General features: G+C 67.6%; 16 protein-coding genes. 8 read left to right on the plus strand and 8 right to left on the minus strand.

Going from position 1 to position 16,744, the window contains the following annotated elements; all coding sequences use genetic code 11:
* Nucleotides 1–155: 155 nt before the first annotated feature.
* The 3 genes from ACFWAY_RS49680 (at nucleotide 156) to ACFWAY_RS49690 (ending at nucleotide 5,051) form a co-directional block, all read left to right on the plus strand.
* Nucleotides 156–2,171 (plus strand): APC family permease, encoded by a 2,016-nt coding sequence (locus tag ACFWAY_RS49680; RefSeq protein WP_378515967.1) that lies wholly within the window; start codon nucleotides 156–158, stop codon nucleotides 2,169–2,171.
* Nucleotides 2,172–2,323: 152 nt separating this feature from the next.
* On the plus strand, nucleotides 2,324–3,340 hold the full coding sequence (locus tag ACFWAY_RS49685; protein ID WP_378515968.1) for a magnesium and cobalt transport protein CorA: 1,017 nt from the start codon (nucleotides 2,324–2,326) through the stop codon (nucleotides 3,338–3,340).
* Nucleotides 3,341–3,866: 526 nt separating this feature from the next.
* Nucleotides 3,867–5,051, plus strand: a complete 1,185-nt coding sequence (locus tag ACFWAY_RS49690; RefSeq protein ID WP_378515969.1) for a diaminopimelate decarboxylase — start codon at nucleotides 3,867–3,869, stop codon at nucleotides 5,049–5,051.
* Nucleotides 5,052–5,325: 274 nt separating this feature from the next.
* Here the strand turns inward: ACFWAY_RS49690 and ACFWAY_RS49695 are convergent, their stop codons facing one another.
* From ACFWAY_RS49695 to ACFWAY_RS49715, 5 genes are all read right to left on the minus strand, one after another.
* Entirely contained in the window at nucleotides 5,326–6,243 is a 918-nt protein-coding gene (locus tag ACFWAY_RS49695) for an IS3 family transposase (protein WP_378515970.1), read from the minus strand.
* Entirely contained in the window at nucleotides 6,243–6,566 is a 324-nt protein-coding gene (locus ACFWAY_RS49700) for a transposase (RefSeq protein ID WP_378515971.1), read from the minus strand. Before ACFWAY_RS49700 ends, ACFWAY_RS49695 begins: the two co-directional genes overlap by 1 nt.
* A 951-nt stretch (nucleotides 6,567–7,517) precedes the next feature.
* Complete coding sequence (locus tag ACFWAY_RS49705; RefSeq protein WP_378515972.1) at nucleotides 7,518–8,714, minus strand: MFS transporter; 1,197 nt, start codon at nucleotides 8,712–8,714, stop codon at nucleotides 7,518–7,520.
* A 148-nt stretch (nucleotides 8,715–8,862) separates the two neighbouring features.
* A complete protein-coding gene (locus ACFWAY_RS49710; RefSeq protein WP_378515973.1) occupies nucleotides 8,863–11,097 on the minus strand; it encodes a heavy metal translocating P-type ATPase in 2,235 nt (744 codons plus the stop codon).
* Entirely contained in the window at nucleotides 11,090–11,503 is a 414-nt protein-coding gene (locus ACFWAY_RS49715) for an ArsR/SmtB family transcription factor (protein WP_378515974.1), read from the minus strand. Before ACFWAY_RS49715 ends, ACFWAY_RS49710 begins: the two co-directional genes overlap by 8 nt.
* A gap of 134 nt (nucleotides 11,504–11,637) precedes the next feature.
* Here ACFWAY_RS49715 and ACFWAY_RS49720 point away from each other — a divergent pair, with 134 nt between their 5' ends.
* Both ACFWAY_RS49720 and ACFWAY_RS49725 read left to right on the plus strand, forming a co-directional pair.
* Nucleotides 11,638–12,291, plus strand: coding sequence for a DsbA family protein (locus ACFWAY_RS49720; protein WP_378515975.1), 654 nt, complete (start codon nucleotides 11,638–11,640; stop codon nucleotides 12,289–12,291).
* The gene (locus ACFWAY_RS49725) at nucleotides 12,266–12,916 is read left to right on the plus strand and encodes a vitamin K epoxide reductase family protein (protein ID WP_378515976.1); all 651 of its coding nucleotides are present in this window, start codon (nucleotides 12,266–12,268) and stop codon (nucleotides 12,914–12,916) included. Before ACFWAY_RS49720 ends, ACFWAY_RS49725 begins: the two co-directional genes overlap by 26 nt.
* 16 nt (nucleotides 12,917–12,932) lie before the next feature.
* Here ACFWAY_RS49725 and ACFWAY_RS49730 read toward each other — a convergent pair whose 3' ends face one another.
* From ACFWAY_RS49730 to ACFWAY_RS49740, 3 genes are all read right to left on the minus strand, one after another.
* Nucleotides 12,933–13,283: a DUF3703 domain-containing protein gene (locus ACFWAY_RS49730; RefSeq protein ID WP_378515977.1), complete on the minus strand. Its 351-nt coding sequence runs from the start codon at nucleotides 13,281–13,283 to the stop codon at nucleotides 12,933–12,935.
* Nucleotides 13,284–13,316: 33 nt separating this feature from the next.
* Nucleotides 13,317–13,646 (minus strand): ArsR/SmtB family transcription factor, encoded by a 330-nt coding sequence (locus tag ACFWAY_RS49735; protein ID WP_378515978.1) that lies wholly within the window; start codon nucleotides 13,644–13,646, stop codon nucleotides 13,317–13,319.
* Between the two features lie 557 nt (nucleotides 13,647–14,203).
* Nucleotides 14,204–14,575, minus strand: a complete 372-nt coding sequence (locus tag ACFWAY_RS49740) for a type II toxin-antitoxin system HicB family antitoxin (RefSeq protein WP_378515979.1) — start codon at nucleotides 14,573–14,575, stop codon at nucleotides 14,204–14,206.
* A 317-nt stretch (nucleotides 14,576–14,892) separates the two neighbouring features.
* On the opposite strand from ACFWAY_RS49740, the gene ACFWAY_RS49745 reads away from it, so the two are divergent.
* The 3 genes from ACFWAY_RS49745 to ACFWAY_RS49755 form a co-directional block, all read left to right on the plus strand.
* The gene (locus ACFWAY_RS49745; protein ID WP_378515980.1) at nucleotides 14,893–15,519 is read left to right on the plus strand and encodes a nucleotidyltransferase domain-containing protein; all 627 of its coding nucleotides are present in this window, start codon (nucleotides 14,893–14,895) and stop codon (nucleotides 15,517–15,519) included.
* Nucleotides 15,519–15,989 (plus strand): hypothetical protein, encoded by a 471-nt coding sequence (locus tag ACFWAY_RS49750; protein ID WP_378515981.1) that lies wholly within the window; start codon nucleotides 15,519–15,521, stop codon nucleotides 15,987–15,989. Before ACFWAY_RS49745 ends, ACFWAY_RS49750 begins: the two co-directional genes overlap by 1 nt.
* A gap of 553 nt (nucleotides 15,990–16,542) precedes the next feature.
* Nucleotides 16,543–16,744 (plus strand): barstar family protein (locus ACFWAY_RS49755; RefSeq protein WP_378515982.1); only part of this gene is annotated, 202 nt, incomplete at its 3' end.

Raw genomic sequence — 16,744 nt, forward strand, 5'->3', positions numbered from 1 at the left:
ACGCGCCACGAGTTCCACGGCGAGTGGAACTACACACTCCATCCCGCACCGGACGACACGCCCGAACCGAGCTAGATTAATTCATCACAAGCCCTTAGCGGGATCCTTACGCTCGGGCCGGCGATCTTGCCGTTGTCAGGACGTACGCTTCGGCCGTGTCCAAAGCCGTCCATGCGGCGCGCCGTCTGATTCTGGGTCGTGCGCTGCGCAGTGAGCATCTCGGTGACCAGTTGCTGTCCAAGCGGCTGGCGCTGCCGATCTTCGCCTCCGACCCGCTGTCGTCGGTGGCCTACGCCACCCAGGAAATTCTGCTGGTCCTCTCGCTCGGTGGGCTGGCGTACCTGTACCTGACCCCGTACCTGGGTGCCGGGGTGGTGGTGCTGCTGGCGGTGGTGGTGCTCTCCTACCGGCAGGTGGTGTTCGCCTACCCCAGCGGCGGCGGATCCTACGAGGTCGCCAACCGGAACCTGGGGCCGTCCGCCGGGTTGACGGTGGCCGCCGCCCTGCTCGTCGACTACGTGATGACCGTGGCGGTGTCGGTGGCCGCCGGAGTGGACAACCTCATCTCCGCGCTGCCCTCACTCAACCCGCACCGGGTCGCGATCGCGGTCGGCTTCGTGATCCTGCTGACCGCGATGAACCTGCGCGGGGTCCGCGAATCCGGCAAAACGTTCGCCGTCCCCACCTACGGGTTCATCGCCGGTGTCCTCGTCCTGATCGTCACCGGCCTGATCCGGGTGCTGTTCGGGGATGCGCCGGTCGCCGAGAGCGCCGCCTACTCGATCACCCCGGAACACTCCGGGATCACCGGGCTGGCGCTGGTCTTCTTCGCGCTGCGCGCCTTCTCCTCCGGCTGTACCGCGCTGACCGGGGTGGAGGCCATCTCCAACGGGGTCCCCGCCTTCCGCAAACCCAAGAGCGTCAATGCCGCGAAAACCCTGGTGGCGATGGGGGCCACCGCGATCGTGATGTTCGCCGGCATCACCGCACTGGCCATCATCAGCAAGGTTCGCATCGCGGAACATACCTGCGACCTGGTGGGTTTCACCGGCAACTGCCAGAGCGATCCGCAGCGCACCGTGATCGCGCAGATCGCGGCCGCGGTCTTCGGCGGGACCACCAACGTCGGGTTCTTCTACATCCAGGCCGCCACCGTGCTGATCCTGATCCTGGCCGCGAACACCGCCTACAACGGGTTCCCGCTGCTCGCCTCGATCCTGGCCCGCGACCGCTACCTACCCCGCCAGCTCAACACCCGCGGCGACCGGCTCGCGTTCAGCAACGGCATCGTGCTGCTGGCCCTGGCCGCCGGCATCCTGATCGTCATCTTCGACGCCTCGGTCACCCACCTGATCCAGCTCTACATTTTGGGGGTGTTCACCTCCTTCACCCTCAGCCAGGCCGGGATGGTGCGGCACTGGAACCGCCTGCTGCGCGCCGAACCCGACCGGACCGAACGGCACCGCATCCGGTTGCGGCGCACCGTCAACGGGATCGGCTGCGCCCTCACCGGGCTGGTGCTGATCATCGTGACCGCCACCAAGTTCACCCAGGGCGCCTACCTGGTGGTCATCGCGATGCCGATCCTCTTCGCGGTGATGAAGGCCATCCGCCGGCACTACGACCGGGTCGCCGCCGCCCTCGTCCTCGGCGAGGACAGCTTCGACCTGCCCTCCCGGGTGCACGCCATCGTGCTGATCTCCCAGCTGCACAAACCGGCCGCCCGCGCCCTCGCCTATGCCCGCGCCACCCGGCCCTCGACCCTCGAGGCCGTCACCGTGCAGAGCGACGACACTGCCCGCCTGCAGAAGGAGTGGGACAGGCAGAGTATGCCGGTGCCACTGAAGGTGCTCGCGTCCCCGTACCGGGAGGTGACCCGGCCGATCATCAACTATGTCAAGAACATCCGCCGGAACAACCCCCGCGAGGTGATCACCATCTACATCCCCGAATACGTCGTCGGGCACTGGTGGGAACACCTGCTGCACAACCAGAGCGCCCTCCGGTTGAAGGGCCGGCTGCTGTATACCCCGGGGGTGATGGTCACCAGCGTGCCCTGGTTGCTGGATTCGGCCGAACACGTCAAGTATCCGACGGCCCGGCCCGCCCCCGGGGACATCCGCCGCGGCGCCCTCCCGGCGAAAACACCGGCCGCGAACAACCGGCCGTGAGCATGCAGCGCACCGCAGGGCTAATCAACTCCGCCGCAGCCACACCGGTCGGGCGCGAGGCCGACAACTGCGCTCGACATACCGGGGTGGCAACCCGCCGTTCTCACGCGCGAAGCGGTGCGGCGCGCTCGGTCGGAGGGTAGGGAGTGGACATGACGATCGTGGACAACGCGGTGTATGTGGGTGGGGTCCGGGCCGCGACGCCGGACACGCTCGACAGCACCTACGAGATCCTGCGGGAACGCCAGGGGATGGCCTGGATCGGGCTGTACCGCCCGGACCGGGGGGAGATCGATTCGGTGGCCGACGAGTTCGGGTTGCACCACCTGGCGGTCGAGGACGCCATCAAAGCGCATCAACGTGCCAAACTCGAACGCTACGACAACATCCTGTTCGTGGTGCTGCGGCCCGCCCGCTATCTCGACGACGTCGAGAAGGTCGAGTTCGGGGAACTCCACGTCTTCGTCGGACCCGATTTCGTCGTCACCATCCGCCACGCGGAATCACCGGATCTGGCGAAGGTGCGCCACCGCATGGAACAGGAACCAAGTCTGCTGTGCCTGGGTCCCGAGGCGGTGCTGTACGCGATCCTGGATCAGGTGGTCGACGAATACGACCCGGTCATCGCCGGCCTCGAGAACGACATCGACGAGATCGAGGATCAGCTGTTCACCGGTGACGAGACCGTCGCCCGCCGGATCTACGCCCTCTCCAGCGAGGTGATCGCGTTTCAGCGCGCCACCCACCCCCTGGTGGGCATGCTCGAGGCCCTGCAACGGGGGTCGGAGAAATATCATGTCGACCTCGAACTGCAGCGGCGCCTGCGCGATGTGCACGACCACACCATCCGCATCTGTGAACGGGCCGACTCCTTCCGCGCGCATCTGCAGACGGCGCTGACCGTGCACGCCACCCTGGTGGGGCAGCAGCAGAACGAGGAGATGCATCACCTGACCGAGGCCAGCCTCGCCCAGAGCGAGGAGGTCAAGAAGATCTCCGCGTGGGCCGCGATCCTGTTCGCCCCCACCCTGGTAGGCACCATCTACGGGATGAACTTCGACCACATGCCCGAACTGCACTGGGCGACCGGGTACCCCCTGGCGCTGGCCCTGATGCTCCTCACCTCCATCACCCTGTACACGCTTTTCAAACGCCAACACTGGCTCTGACAAGAAACCGCAAAATACGGGTGGATCATCGGATGCCGCGACTCGACCACCCCGATCAGGCGCGCCTCGAATTCCGTTGCGTTTCAAGGAATGATGCGAGTGAGTGGATGGTGACCACGAAACCGGGTACGACGAGGATGCGCGCTCCCCGAACTCGGGATGGGATTCTCCACCTCGTCGAGGTAGCGGGCCGGCCCGAACACTACGAACCGGATGTGGTCCCAGCGATCGAGCTTGGGCCACTGATGGGCGGCGATGGCGTCCTCGACCGCCCGATGGTGCCACGCGACGTCGCGGGATACCGAGTCGATCTGCTCCGTGTCGTGGGCGGCGCCCGATCCAGGCCATCGCCTCCCGTTTCACGCGGGATCTCGTGGGTGCGGCGTTGCCGTCAGGGTCGCGTAAGTGGTCCTGGCCGGTCAGTCAGTGTTGCGTCAAGGACACCGCTGTCGCCTCCGGGAGGTATGACACTGGCGAGACAGCCGGGCGAACGGTCGGGTTCGCGCGCATCGCGTAGGAGTCCGCAGTGACACTTCTCGACATCCTTCCTTCTCTTCGTGGAACCACCACGTCTCGGTTGGATCCGACGGTGTGGCCGGTGACCACCCACTACCACCACGGGCGAATCACGGTCGGCGGCGTCGACCTGAACGAGGTAGCCGATCGATTCGGTACGCCGACATACGTCCTCGACGAAGTGGGCCTGCGCGGCTCAGGTGCGGCGATCTCACGTGCGTTCCGCGACGCCGAAGTCCTGTACAGCACCAGTTCTCTGCTCGCCGGCGCTGTCGCACGGTCGGTCGCCGGAGAACGCCTCTCGCTGGTGGTGCACTCACAGCACGAGGTGGTGCTCGCTCGGCGCAACAGGGTCGACCCGCACCGAATCGTTCTCCTGATCGGTTCGGGCGAAACGGGTTCCGGCCCTGCCATGACGCTCGCGGCCGGACACGCCGGCCGCGTCGTCGTCGAGGTCGGTGTTCCGATCGAAAGGATCGGCGCGCCCGAGCGGGGGCGGCACAAGACCATCGTCCGTGTCCACACCTGCCGGTCCACCGATGCCCTGGTGGGGCGAGTCGTCGACGCTCCCGCGCTCGCGCTGATCGGGGTGCGCTGCGATGCCGCGCCGAACCCGGACGACATCCGCGATCAGGTGCTGACCGCGGTGGCGGTGATGTGCGATACCTACCGCGAGCACCGGGTGTTGACGACGGAGTTGCATGTCGGTATCGCCTCTGATGGCACCGACATCGACGGGGTATCCGAACTCGGGGACGCTCTGGAGAACGCCGTCGACGAGGCGTGCATTCGAAACCGCTTTCCCCGCCCGCGTATTGCCGTGGATTTCGGTGAATCGATCACGCGGCGAGCGGCGGTGACGGTGTGCCGGGTTCGCGGAGTCGATCGCACCGCCCCCGGTAGGCCCGTCGTCGTCGTGGAGGGCACTGCCGGGCCGGCGGCCGCCGTTCCCGCCGGGGAGCCGGTCGCTGCGGCCATCGCGAACCGCCACCCGCTCGGCCCCACCGACGTCTTCTCGATCGTCGACAGTGGCGGTGTGATGGGTGAGCATATCTGCTCCGGGGTTGTTCTGTCGCAGGATATTAGAGCTGGCGACGTAGTGGCGCTGGTCGGCCGCGAAGGAAGGGACCTGTTGGACTCGGCGAGAGTTGTCTCCGTCGCCCAAGGCCGAACACAGCGGATCCCTGCCGAATAGATTCGCGGGGCGTCATCCCGGCAACATAGCGCTGAACTAGCAGTTCAGAAGCGCGGACCCGAGCAGGTGGCGTCACCGAGGCTAGGTGCGCCTGTCAGGTGGCCCCGGTGCTCACGGCGGTCACCGTCGATAACTCGCGCCGTGTGAGGTCCCGGTGTGCTGGGTCGATGCGGAACGCGAGCTGGCACACCCTCGCATCGCTGTGCTTGCGCAGTACGTGCGCGATCTCATTCTTGAGGTTCCCCCCGAACGGTGGACAAGGGGGTTGCGTGCCTCAGGCGACTTCCACCTGAAGCAACTTCTCGTAGCTGTCGGGACTGTGCATCCCCACCGTAGAGTTCCGTCGAACAGTGTTGTAGAAGACAATCCAGTTGTCAACGCCAGCAACGAGATCAGCCTTCGTTGCATAGACGTGCCGATAGTATTCTTCATGCTTGAAGATCGACCAAAACGATTCGGATGGACTGTTGTCCCAACAAATCCCGGTCGCACCCATCGACCGACGCAACCCGTGCTGCACACACGACGCCGCGGTCAGGTGGGCAGTGTATTCCCCACCCCGGTCCGAATGCAGGATCGTCTCGCGACACCGCCCACCGCGCGTGGCCACGGCTCGATCGATGGCGGTGGTGACCATCTCGGCGCTGATGTGATTAGCAATGCTGTATCCCAACACCTTCCGTGAATGACCGTCCCGGATCGCACACAAGAACATGTCCCCCTCACCGCACGTGAGGTAGGTGATGTCGGTAAACCAGACCGCATCGAGCCGGCCCCGATCGAAGTGCCGCTCGATCAGATCCGGCGGGAACGACGCCTGCGGATCGACCACCGTGGTCTTGACCTTGAACGTGCGCGGGCTTATGCCCTCCACACCGAGCGAGGCCATGATCTTGGCCACGGTCTTGGCGTTCACCACCTCACCACGCGCCCGCAACTCGGCCGTGACCCGCGGCGACCCGTAGGTACCCTTCGATTCCCGGTGGATCTCGACGATCTTGACTTCGAGGTCGGCGCGACGCTGTTGCCTCGGCGTCAACACCGTGGCGACTCTGCGCTTGAGGTACTGGTAGTAGCCCGATGTGGACACCTCCAGCAGTCTCGCCATCCGCAGGATCGAGAACCGTTCACCTTCCGGCGCGGAGGTGCCGGCGGTCTCTTCGATGTTGTCGGGGCCGGCGTACTTGGCCATCAGATCGAACCGGGTCGGTTCTTCTGCATCGCGGCAAAGTACGCCGAAGCTTTTACCAGGAAAGCGTTGTCCTTCTCGAGTTCGCTTACCTGCCTTCGCAATCGGAGTAGCTCGGCGTGTTCGGCCGTGTCCAAAGGCCTCTCTCCGTGGGACTCTGCGGCGGCGATTCTGCGCCGCTCGAGTTTGACCCATTCACCCAACAGACTCTCGTTGAGGCCGAGTTCTCGGGCGACCTCTGCGATGGTGCGACCGGAGTCGATCACCCGGTGGGCAGCCTCGACCTTGTACTCGGTCGTGAACGACCGACGCTTGCGAGGGGGCATACGGACATCCTTCCAGCGGGACCGGTGTCCCGCCAAGTCGGTGTCCACTTTCCGGGGGGAACCTCATCTCGCGCTGGGTGGGCAGGAGCCGGTGCCCGGCTGCGGGTTCGATGGTGGCCAGCACAACGAAGGTTATGCGGTGGGGGAAATGGGTGCGGACATACCGGGCGAGGGACAGGCCGACCGAGTTGTCGGTGTCCTCGATCAGGATCAGCCGGGTACACGGGTATCGGGCCTGCCACTGCCGGGTGAACTCCGTGGTGGATTCGTGTGGGCGACAGACGCGGATCGCGACCGGCTGCGACGTCATGGTGGCCGCAGCCGACAACGCCATCCGGCTCACCTCGTCCACCCCGGACACCGGAACCAACACCGAGGGACGCCCTCCAATGGTACGAGGGACCATGAGGTCCGGGCCGGTAGCGTGTGTGCCACCGACGCGTTCATGGGCACTGCGGGCGTGGGCGAACGGGTGGTGAATAGTCATCGAAAACTCCTCGGCCCCCGCGAGTGTCCGCGGTGGATCACCCGGAAGACCCGACTCCACACCTACACCGTCAGCGTGCACACCGGCATGGTCGTGACGTCTTCATGACGCCGACCACCCCAACACTGACGCCACGTTTGCAGCACCACCAGTGCGGTCGACGCGTCCGCACGGACAGGATGGTCACGACGCACGACGGGCGTGGTCCAAGGAGGGAGGCGCCCGCGGAAGACGTTTCCCACGGCACTGACAAAAGCGGCCGACAGCTGCACAATAGACGTGTGCGCCCCGCGCGTGCATGGCCGATCGCCCCGACGCTGGCGACCCTCGGCGTGCCACCGTCCAGTGACGGGAGGGCGTGCGAGATGAAGATCCACAGTGGCCGGCGAAGGTGTGTTTGTGCTCGTGGAAGTCGAATTGCTTTGTCGGGTACCGATACAGCGGGGCCATGACGACCGGGGAACTCAGTCGGGACCGGCGACGGCATTCTGGTCTGGCCGGCGCCGGGTCAACACCGCCGGGGATGCCGCGATCAGCACGGCCAGGACCGCATAGCCCGCGGTGAGAGTCGCGGCCGCGGCCACGCCGGCCACCAGCAGGGGTCCGCCCGCGTCGCCGAGCTCACGGCCGAGCTCCGCGGCGCCCATCGTCTGCCCCATCCGCTCCGCCGGTGTCGAGGTGGCCAGGGCCGCGAAGGCCAACGGCGTGATCAGTCCGGTGCCGATCCCGATCCCGACCGCCGCCGCCAGCACCCCGGCCAGGCCCGGCAGCATCGCGCACCCCAGCCCGGCACCGGTGATCACCAGTCCGGCGGTGACACCCGGACCGGCGCGCAGGCGCCCCACATCCAACGCCCGTCCCGCACCGGGCTGCACCAGCGCGGCGCACGCGGCGAGGATCGAGACCGCGGCGCCGGTCACGACCGGACCGAGACCGGCGGCGGCCCCGGAGACCGGCAGAAAACCCACACCCACCGAGAGGGCGGCGGTCGCGGCGGCCAGCGCGGCGGTCGGCCGCAGGAAGGCCCCCTCCGACAGGCGCCGGGCCAGGTCCACGACGGTCTGCCTGGTGCGCGGTAGCGGGGGAACCGCCGGGACCGCGCACCCCGCCCACACCGCGACCGCGACCGCGAGGACCGCCATGACCGCGAACAGCAGCGTCAGCCCGCCAACCCAGACGAGCGCGCCGCCGAGCAGCGGGCCCAGGGTGTAGCCGATGCTCTTGTAGAACCCGTAACTGCCGAACGCCCTGCCCTGCCTCGCCTTCGGGTTCATCCGCGCGACCAGTGCGCTGGCGGCGGGCGAGAACGCGGACGCCCCCGCACCCTGTCCGAGCCGGGCCAGCCACAGCCAGCCCGGGTCGTCGACCACCACGAACACCGCGGACGCGAGCGCGAACGCCACCAGGCCACCGAGCAGCACCGGGCGGGCGCCGATCCGATCCGCGATCGACCCGAACACCGGTTTGAGCACCACCTCGGCGCCGTCGTACAACGCCAGCAACACACCCAGATACAGCAGCGAACCGCGCAGGTCCCCGGTCGCCGAACCGAGATTGGCGGCGATGCCGTGCGCGCCGAACGCGGTGGTGAAGCCCGCCGCATACAGCGGCCACATCCGCCACCGCGGCAGGACCGCCGGGTCCGAGGGTGGTCCGGTCATGGACGCGCACCCTCCGAGGCAGAAGGGTCGGGGACATGCAGTGCAGCGAAGACCCGCCCGGTGTAATCCTCACAAAGCTCACCGCAGTGCCGCCGAAGCTGTGCGGCCCCGGTGGCGGGCCCTAGCGGCGGAGCGGGCGAGCCGGCGGTCACTGCGGTCGCGGAGCATCCGACGATCGCCGCCAGACGGGCAGGTCGACGCCGGCGGTATCCGACGGACGCGTGGCCGCGTCGCCGGTGGGGTGGCAGCACTCGCACGCCTCCTCGGCCTCCTGGTCGGTGCCGGCTGCCGGGTTCAGGGTCAGCGGCAACAGCGTCGGAGTACCTCCCGCAGCCCGCTGCGGCGTGGTGGTCGGTATCGAGACCGCACGCTCCGGCGTCGGAGGACAGCAGGCGTCACCGAGGACGTGCACCGACGGTGCGACGCTCACGTGCAGCGGTCCGGTGGTGGTAGGTGCGGACGTCAATCCGGGCAGGGCGGCGGCCTTGGCGGCGCGGATGGCGTTGCCGATGACGAGGACCTCGGCGAATTCGTGGATGAACACCACGGTCGCCAGGCCGAGGACACCGGTGGCGGCCAACGGGATCAGCACGCCGATGATGGCCAGGGACAGCCCAATGTTCTGCAGCATGATGGTCCGGGCCCGCCGGGCGTGCGCAAGCACCTGCGGCAAATGACGCAGGTCCTCGCCCATCAGCGCGACGTCGGCGGTTTCGATGGCCACGTCGGTGCCCATGGCGCCCATCGCGATTCCGATGTCGGCGGTCGCGAGGGCGGGGGCGTCGTTGACACCGTCGCCGACCATGGCGATCTTCCGGCCCCCGGCGAGCGTGGGGAGCAGGGCTGCCTTGTCCTCAGGGAGCAGTTCGGCGTGCACGGTGACGATTCCGGCCTCGGCGGCGAGCGCCTGCGCGGTCCGGTGGTTGTCGCCGGTCAGCATGGCCACGTCGATGCCCAGTCCCCGGAGCCGGTGCACGGCCTCGGGCGCTTCGGGGCGTAGTTCGTCGCGGACGGCGATCGCGGCGATGACGGTGGTGTCCCGTTCGAGCAGCACCACGGTGGCGCCCTGACCCTGGAGCCGGTCGACCTGGTCGGTGAGATCGCCCGGGTCGATCCATCCGGGCTTGCCGAGCCGAAGTGGGGTTCCGTCGACGGTGCCGTGCAAACCGTGCCCGGGCACGGCCGTGACATCGACGGCGGCGGTGACATCCCCCGCGGCGGTGAGGATGGCCTGCGCCAGGGGGTGTTCGCTGCGGGCTTCGAGCCCGGCGGCCGCGGTGAGGGCGGCGCGCTCGGACACCCCGTGTCGGGTGATCACCGCGATGACCTGCGGGGTGTTGCGGGTCAGGGTGCCGGTCTTGTCGAGCGCGACGACCCGGATCCGGCCGAGTTCCTCGAGTGCCGCCCCGCCCTTGACGAGGGCACCGTGCCGGCTGGAGGCGCCGATCGCGGCGACCACGGTCAGCGGCACCGCGATCGCGAGGGCGCACGGGGAGGCGGCGACGAGCACGACCAGGGCCCGTTCGATCCACAGCATCGGGTCGCCCAGCAGGGAGCCGACGCCGGCGACGAGGGCGGCGAGGATCATGATCGCCGGGACCAGGGGGCGGGCGACCTTGTCGGCGAGGCGTTGTCCGGCGCCCTTGCGTTCCTGGGCTTCTTCGACGATGTGCACGATCCGGGCCAGGGAACTGTCGGCGGCCAGCGCGGTGACCTGCACCTCGATGGCGCCGCCGCCGTTGATCGCCCCGGCATGGACCTCGTCGCCGGGTCCGGCCTCGATGGGGACGGATTCGCCGGTGATCGCGGACAGGTCCAGGCTGGTGCGCCCGGACCGGATCACCCCGTCGGTCGCTGCCCGCTCGCCGGGGCGCAGCACCATCACATCGCCGAGGGCCAGTTCGTCGGGGGCGAGGGTGATCTCGGTGCCGCCGCGCAGGACCGACGCGGTCGGCGGCACCAGCGACAGCAGGGCGCGCAGCCCGCGGCGGGTGCGGGTGACCGCGTAGTGCTCGAGGCCCTCGGCGATGGAGAACAAGATCCCGAGCATCGCGGCCTCGGGGATCTGCCCGAGCGCGACCGCGCCGATGGCGGCGATCGTCATCAGCGTGCCGACCCCGATCCGGCGGTGCCGCAGATTGCGCACCGCCCCCGGGACGAAGGAGACCGCGGCGACGACGGCGGCGACCAACTCCACCGCGGTCCCGGCGGTGTCGGCACCGGACCGCCCGAGCAGCCACCCGGCGCCGAGCAGGACCGCGGCGATCACCGCGTACTGCAGTTCGCGGACCTGCCACAGCCGTTCCGGACCGTGATCGGGGGTCGTCTCGCTGTCGGGGTTCGTCGACTTCGCGGGGGCGGGCCCGCAGCATGCGTCAGCCACGACCGACCTCCGAAATCTCGATGACGTCTTCGGGTCCGGTGGTCGCCGAAGGGAGGTCGTCGCCGAGTACCGCGCGCACCAAGGAGTGACCGCGGCCGGTCAGCGCGTACATCACCAACCGGCCCTGGCGCCGCGAGGAGACGAGGTCGGCGATCTTGAGTTGCCGCAGGTGGTGGGAGACCAGATTCTGGGCCTGCCCGACCACCCACGCCATATCGCACACGCAGAGTTCACCGCCGGAGTACAGGGCGGTGGCGATGGTCAACCGGGTGGGATCGGACAGCGCCCGGGCCGCAGCGGCGGCCGGCTCGACCTGCCGCAGGTGCGGCAGGGTGGCACGGATCCGCTCGGCATGCGGAAGGTCCAGGCACAGCAGGTCGCAGGTATCGACGCGTTCCTCAGTCACATCAATATACTAACGATCATTGATATGGGAGGGAACCCTCCCGGGTCGGTCATCTCAACGCTCGTTAGTATGGCGCGCATGTCTGCTTCGCCGCTTTCGTCCGCTTCCGGCCCGCGTCCGGGGTGGAGTGCTCGATGAGCCGCAACGTCAAGTTCTCCCTGGCCCTGGTCGTGGTGTTCGTGCTGGGACTGTCGGCGGTGCTGCTGGCCAACCGCTCCGGCACCGACAGCCAACCAGTCGCCGGCGCCGCCGAGGCCACCGCGGTGGCGGTGCGTCCGGACAGTCACCGGCTGTCCTCCGTTCCGGATGGCCGGGTGACGTTCGTGGAGTTCCTCGACTTCGAGTGCGAGGCCTGCCGGGCGGTGTACCCGGCGACCGAGCAGTTGCGCGCCGAGTACGGCGACCGGGTCAGTTTCGTGGTCCGCTACTTCCCGCTGCCCGGACACTTCAACGCCGAACGGGCGGCGCGGGCGGTCGAGGCCGCGGCGCAGCAGGGCCGATTCGAGCAGATGTATCAGCGGATGTACGAAACCCAGGCCGAGTGGGGTGAGCAGCGCGTCCCGAAGGACGAGGTGTTCCGGGGTTTCGCCGTCGACCTCGGCCTCGACCTGGCCGCGTACGATGCCGCCTACACCGCGCCCGCCACCGGCGACCGGATCAATGCCGACGTCGCCGACGGACAAGCGTTGGGTGTGCAGGGCACACCCACATTCTTCGTCAACGGCGAACGGCTCGAGCCGGCCAGCTACCAGGATCTGACCGATGCCCTCGACGCCGCGCTCGGCTGACGCGCTCGACACGACCGGGACGGCCGCCTCCGGCGTCCGCGTCGGCGGTCTCGAGCGGGTGCTGCCGTGGCTGCTGCTGGTCGGCGGCCTGATCGGCCTGTTCGCCTCGTTCGTGCTCACCGTCGAGAAGTTCGCGCTCGCCGCCGATTCCAGCTATGTCCCGACCTGCAGCCTCAACCCGGTGCTCAACTGCGGGTCGGTGATGGCCACCGAACAGGCCGCGGTGTTCGGATTCCCGAACTCGCTGCTCGGCATCGCCGGCTTCGCCGTCGTCGCCGCAACCGGCTCCGCACTACTGTCCGGCGCCCACCTCGCGCGCTGGTTCTGGCTGGCCCTGCAAGCCGGCCTGACCGCCGCGGTGGTGTTCGTGCACTGGCTCATCGCGCAGAGCCTCTACGTCATCGGCGCCCTGTGCCCGTACTGCATGGCGGTCTGGGCGGTGACCGTGCCGCTCTTCTGGTACGTCACCGTCCGCAACCTGCGCACCAGCCGCGCGGGCTCACCGGTGCTACGGGCCGCCGCCGCCGCGACCGTCGACCACCTGGTGCCCGTCACCGTCTGGGTGCTCGCACTGGTCGGACTGATCGCCTACCGGTTCTGGCCGTACTGGTCGGGACTGCTGTGAAGTGCGCCCGGCCCGGTTACCTGGCGGCGCGGGCCATCTCCTGCGCGAGATCCTCCGGGATCGGCATCGGCGTCATCAGACCGGCCGCGGTGCGCCCGGTGTTGCCCTCCGGGTATCGACCGGCCAGCGACCCCGGCGCGGCGGCCACGATCCGGATCACCTGACCCAACGCCTCCCGCCGATCATGTTGTGCCATAGCCAGAGCGAACATCGCGACATGGTTGCGGGTGTGCAACCACGGGTGCGGTTGCGAGACGATGTGTGCCCGCTCGAGATGCGCCCAGCGCTGCTCCGCGTCGGGAGTCCCGCGCGCGGCGGTCATTTCGCGCTCGTAGAGGTCCCGCACTGCGGGGGTGAGGGTGGGCATGTCGGTCTCCTTCGATGGTCGCGTTCGCGGCGATCAGCAGCAGTTCTCGGCGTCGGCCTCGGGGCAGCAGGCCGAGTCGACCGCGAGGACCAGGCCGATCAGGTCGTCGAGGGCCCGACCGATCCGCGGATCGGCCAACTCGTACCGAGCACGCCGGCCCTCCGGGAGGGCGACGACCAGGCCGCAGCCCCGCAGGCAGGACAGGTGGTTCGACAGGATCTGCCGGGACACCCCGATCTTCTCTGCCAGCTCGGACGGATACCCCGGCCCCTCGCGCAGGCTCAGCAGGATCCGGGTGCGGGTGGCATCCGACAACGCGTAACCGAATCTCGACAACGCCTCAGTGCGGGTCACGGTATCCATAATCCAACAATACAGAAATAACTGAATTCAGGACACTATGAATTAATGTGGGATGGTGGGCACGCACATGGGGACCGGCGACTTCGACCGGACCTTCACCATGATCAACGGCCCGATACTTCAGCTATGGCTGCTCAAGGTCATGTGGGGTGTGCTCGAAACTCGCGCCCTCCACATCAACGGTGTCATCGCCGAGCGCTTCCGTCTCGGAGTAACGAAGGAGACGCTGTCCAAGATCCTCTGGAGAGGAGCGCCTCCGCCAGCGCCGGTGGCGGTGAAGTGGACCGAGGCATCGCGCCGGCGGACCGTTCCCCGCATCCAGGCGTTGTTCATCGCGACTCCCGACCGCGATCCCAACACCTATCTCCCGCCGCGGGCTCTACGACGAAGACGACACGTTCCCGCTACACGCAAGGCGATGGAAGCGTTGGGCCGCGAGGAACGTGTACTACGCTCAGGTCTATCTGTGTCCGCGCATGCTGCTGTACGGGCCACGGGGAGCGCGCCCGAGGTGTTGACCGCGGTGAAACCCTCCCCCGACCGGAGTAGGCGGGTGATTACTCCCCCTCACCCCGCCTTTGTGTCGGCTCCGGCGCGCCGGCGGGAGCGGAGAGTTTCTGGTTGACCAGCAGATTCAGTGAGACACCTTGCTCCTCGGCCTCGACCGCCAGTGTGCGGTGCACCCGTGGTGAGGTGCGCACCGTGAAGGTGCCACTGTAGGAGCGGTCCGCGATCGGCACGGGCGGGCGTTCCCCGGTGCCCACCATGTCGTCGAGGACCTCGCGGACGACGGTGATGATGCCGTCGAGGGCCTCGTTCTGGGTTTCGGCGAGCCAGGACAGGGAGGGGAATTCGGCGACGGTGCCGACGAACTCGCCGTCCGGTTCCGACCAGGTCACCCGGTAGGTGTAGTGCGATGCGTCAGCCATTGTCTGCCTCCTTCATGAGCTTGTCATAGGCGGCGAGGACCTGGTCGACCTGGTAAGGCTTGGCCTTGCCGCCTTTGCTTTTCTGGATGTTCACTCGGGGTCCCCCGGCCACGGGGTCTTGAACACCGCGTGTGAGGTGCCGTTCTGGCGCGGATCCCCGAAGACGTCGCAGCAGAAGTGTGTCAGTTTCGGGAGCCCGCCATCCGACGAGCGCCTCGACCGAAGGTCGCTTTCTGCAACCGCGAGTTCTCCCGTACTATAGTACGGGCAGACGTACAATAGTGCGTGAACCTTGAGGTCCTGAGGAAACGGAATTTATGGATCTGATCCGGCCGCTGCAGACAGTGACGCCCACCCTTGATGGCGATGTGCTCGCTGCGCTGGCAGCCGCATCTGAGGCGACATTCACGACGGGCCAGCTGCACCGGGTGTTGCACCGCCACTCGGAGGAGGGGATACGGAAGGTGTTGCAACGGTTGAGTAAGCAGGGCACGGTGGTGTCTTCGAGGGTCGGAAACGCGTTCGTGTACCAGCTCAATCGTGAGCACTTGGCTTTCCCTCATGTCATGGGTCTCGCCGATTTGTCTGGCGAGTTCCTGCGCAGGCTTCAGGCGCGGTTGGCCGACTGGGAAATTCCCCCGGTGTATGCCGCCGTGTTCGGGTCGGCTGCACGCGGAACGATGACGATCGACAGCGACATCGACATCTTCTTGGTCCGGCCGGACGACGTCGCGGAAGAGGAGTGGGATGAGCAGGTGGCGGAGCTGATGGCCGAGGTGACCAGATGGACCGGCAACGACGCGCGGGATCTGCAGTTCACCGAGAGTGAGATCGCCGGCCGCGCCGCGGAGGAGCCGGTCCTGCGGGATGTGGCGAAGGAGGGGCTGACGGTGGCCGGTTCACGGGCCGGGTTCACCCGGTTGCTGCGGCGGGGGAATCGGTAGTGGGGCGTACGCGGCCGTGTGACCAGGCGGTCCGCCTGGGCCGGCTGAGAAAGGCCGAACAGTTCTTTCACCTGGCCGAGATCGGTCGCGACTTCGCCGACGAACCGGACGGTGTCGATGATGCGGTCGTGACGTTGTGGGTGCACGCGGGCATCGCAGCATCGGATGTCATCTGTTGCGCGCGACTGGGTAAGCATGCGCAGGGCGAGGACCACAAGGATGCCGTCATGCTCCTCAGTTCCGTCGACCCGGCTACAGCGAAGCACCTCAGCGTGCTGCTTGGCCTCAAGACACGGTCCGGTTACACCGATACCCCGACAAGCCGTACCGAATCGAAGCGCGCTGAACGTGCCGCAGAAGCTTTGATCGGAGGCGGCCCGTCGCGCGCACGCTCAGGCCGGAAACTGAACGTAAGGGTTGGTCCTGGATACGGCTCGTCCCGTGCCCTCAGCGAATTCGCCGTGGTTTAGGCAGATTTGTGCGCCCAAACACGCTGCCAGAAAGGCGCTTCCGGAGTGCCGGTGATAAGCCTTATGTCAACTTAACCGCTCGGTATTGCATCAGCTGCCGATGCGAGGTGACGAATATATTGCCCTAGCGTGGCAGCTGGGAGAACAGAATGCCCATCCCCGAAGCGGGGGACGTTCGTTGGGTGTGGGTGGGCGCGCAAGGCTGGAAACCGCTGAGTGGGGCTGCCGACAGGGGTGCTTACGCCCCGGAGACCTCCTACACGAACCACTTCCCTCGGCTATTGCCTCGGGCCCCCACATCATGGCGGTGCCGGTTGCGGCGACGCAACAGCAAGGTCCGTGACCTGCAGGGAAGCAGCTGGCAGACACCCGAGCTGCCCGTGACTGCCAGGCACAGGTTCTTCCGCAGCGGCCTGTGCGTCCTTTCTCGGTCTCCTCCGTCTGTTCTGGTACCCATCCCCACGGATCAAGGAGTCACCATGACCAACCGCAACGAGTTCGACACCCCGGTAACGGATCGGACGGACACAACCTCCCAGGCTGCGGCGCCGACGTGTTGCAGCACCGAACGGCAGACCACCTGCTGCGATCAGAGCGAGAAGTCGACGTGCTGCGGTGCGGCGGCGACGGCCGGCGGCGGGTGCGGCTGGACCTGGCCGGGGTGCGGAGCAAGGCCGCTTTGATGCGGCGGTGCGGGGACGCGTTGCGGGTGCCGGGCTGGTTCGGCGGGAACTGGGACGCGTTGGCGGATGCCC

Source organism: Rhodococcus sp. NPDC059968, assembly GCF_042738615.1.
Classification (GTDB): Bacteria; Actinomycetota; Actinomycetes; order Mycobacteriales; family Mycobacteriaceae; genus Rhodococcus_F.

Coding starts and splice junctions, on each gene's coding strand:
- ACFWAY_RS49685 (WP_378515968.1), top strand. CDS start 2,324: ATGACGATCGTGGACAACGCGGTGTATGTGGGTGGGGTCCGGGCCGCG.
- ACFWAY_RS49695 (WP_378515970.1), bottom strand. CDS start 6,243: ATGGCCAAGTACGCCGGCCCCGACAACATCGAAGAGACCGCCGGCACC.
- ACFWAY_RS49700 (WP_378515971.1), bottom strand. CDS start 6,566: ATGCCCCCTCGCAAGCGTCGGTCGTTCACGACCGAGTACAAGGTCGAG.
- ACFWAY_RS49705 (WP_378515972.1), bottom strand. CDS start 8,714: ATGACCGGACCACCCTCGGACCCGGCGGTCCTGCCGCGGTGGCGGATG.
- ACFWAY_RS49720 (WP_378515975.1), top strand. CDS start 11,638: ATGAGCCGCAACGTCAAGTTCTCCCTGGCCCTGGTCGTGGTGTTCGTG.
- ACFWAY_RS49725 (WP_378515976.1), top strand. CDS start 12,266: ATGCCCTCGACGCCGCGCTCGGCTGACGCGCTCGACACGACCGGGACG.
- ACFWAY_RS49730 (WP_378515977.1), bottom strand. CDS start 13,283: ATGCCCACCCTCACCCCCGCAGTGCGGGACCTCTACGAGCGCGAAATG.
- ACFWAY_RS49735 (WP_378515978.1), bottom strand. CDS start 13,646: ATGGATACCGTGACCCGCACTGAGGCGTTGTCGAGATTCGGTTACGCG.
- ACFWAY_RS49740 (WP_378515979.1), bottom strand. CDS start 14,575: ATGGCTGACGCATCGCACTACACCTACCGGGTGACCTGGTCGGAACCG.
- ACFWAY_RS49745 (WP_378515980.1), top strand. CDS start 14,893: ATGGATCTGATCCGGCCGCTGCAGACAGTGACGCCCACCCTTGATGGC.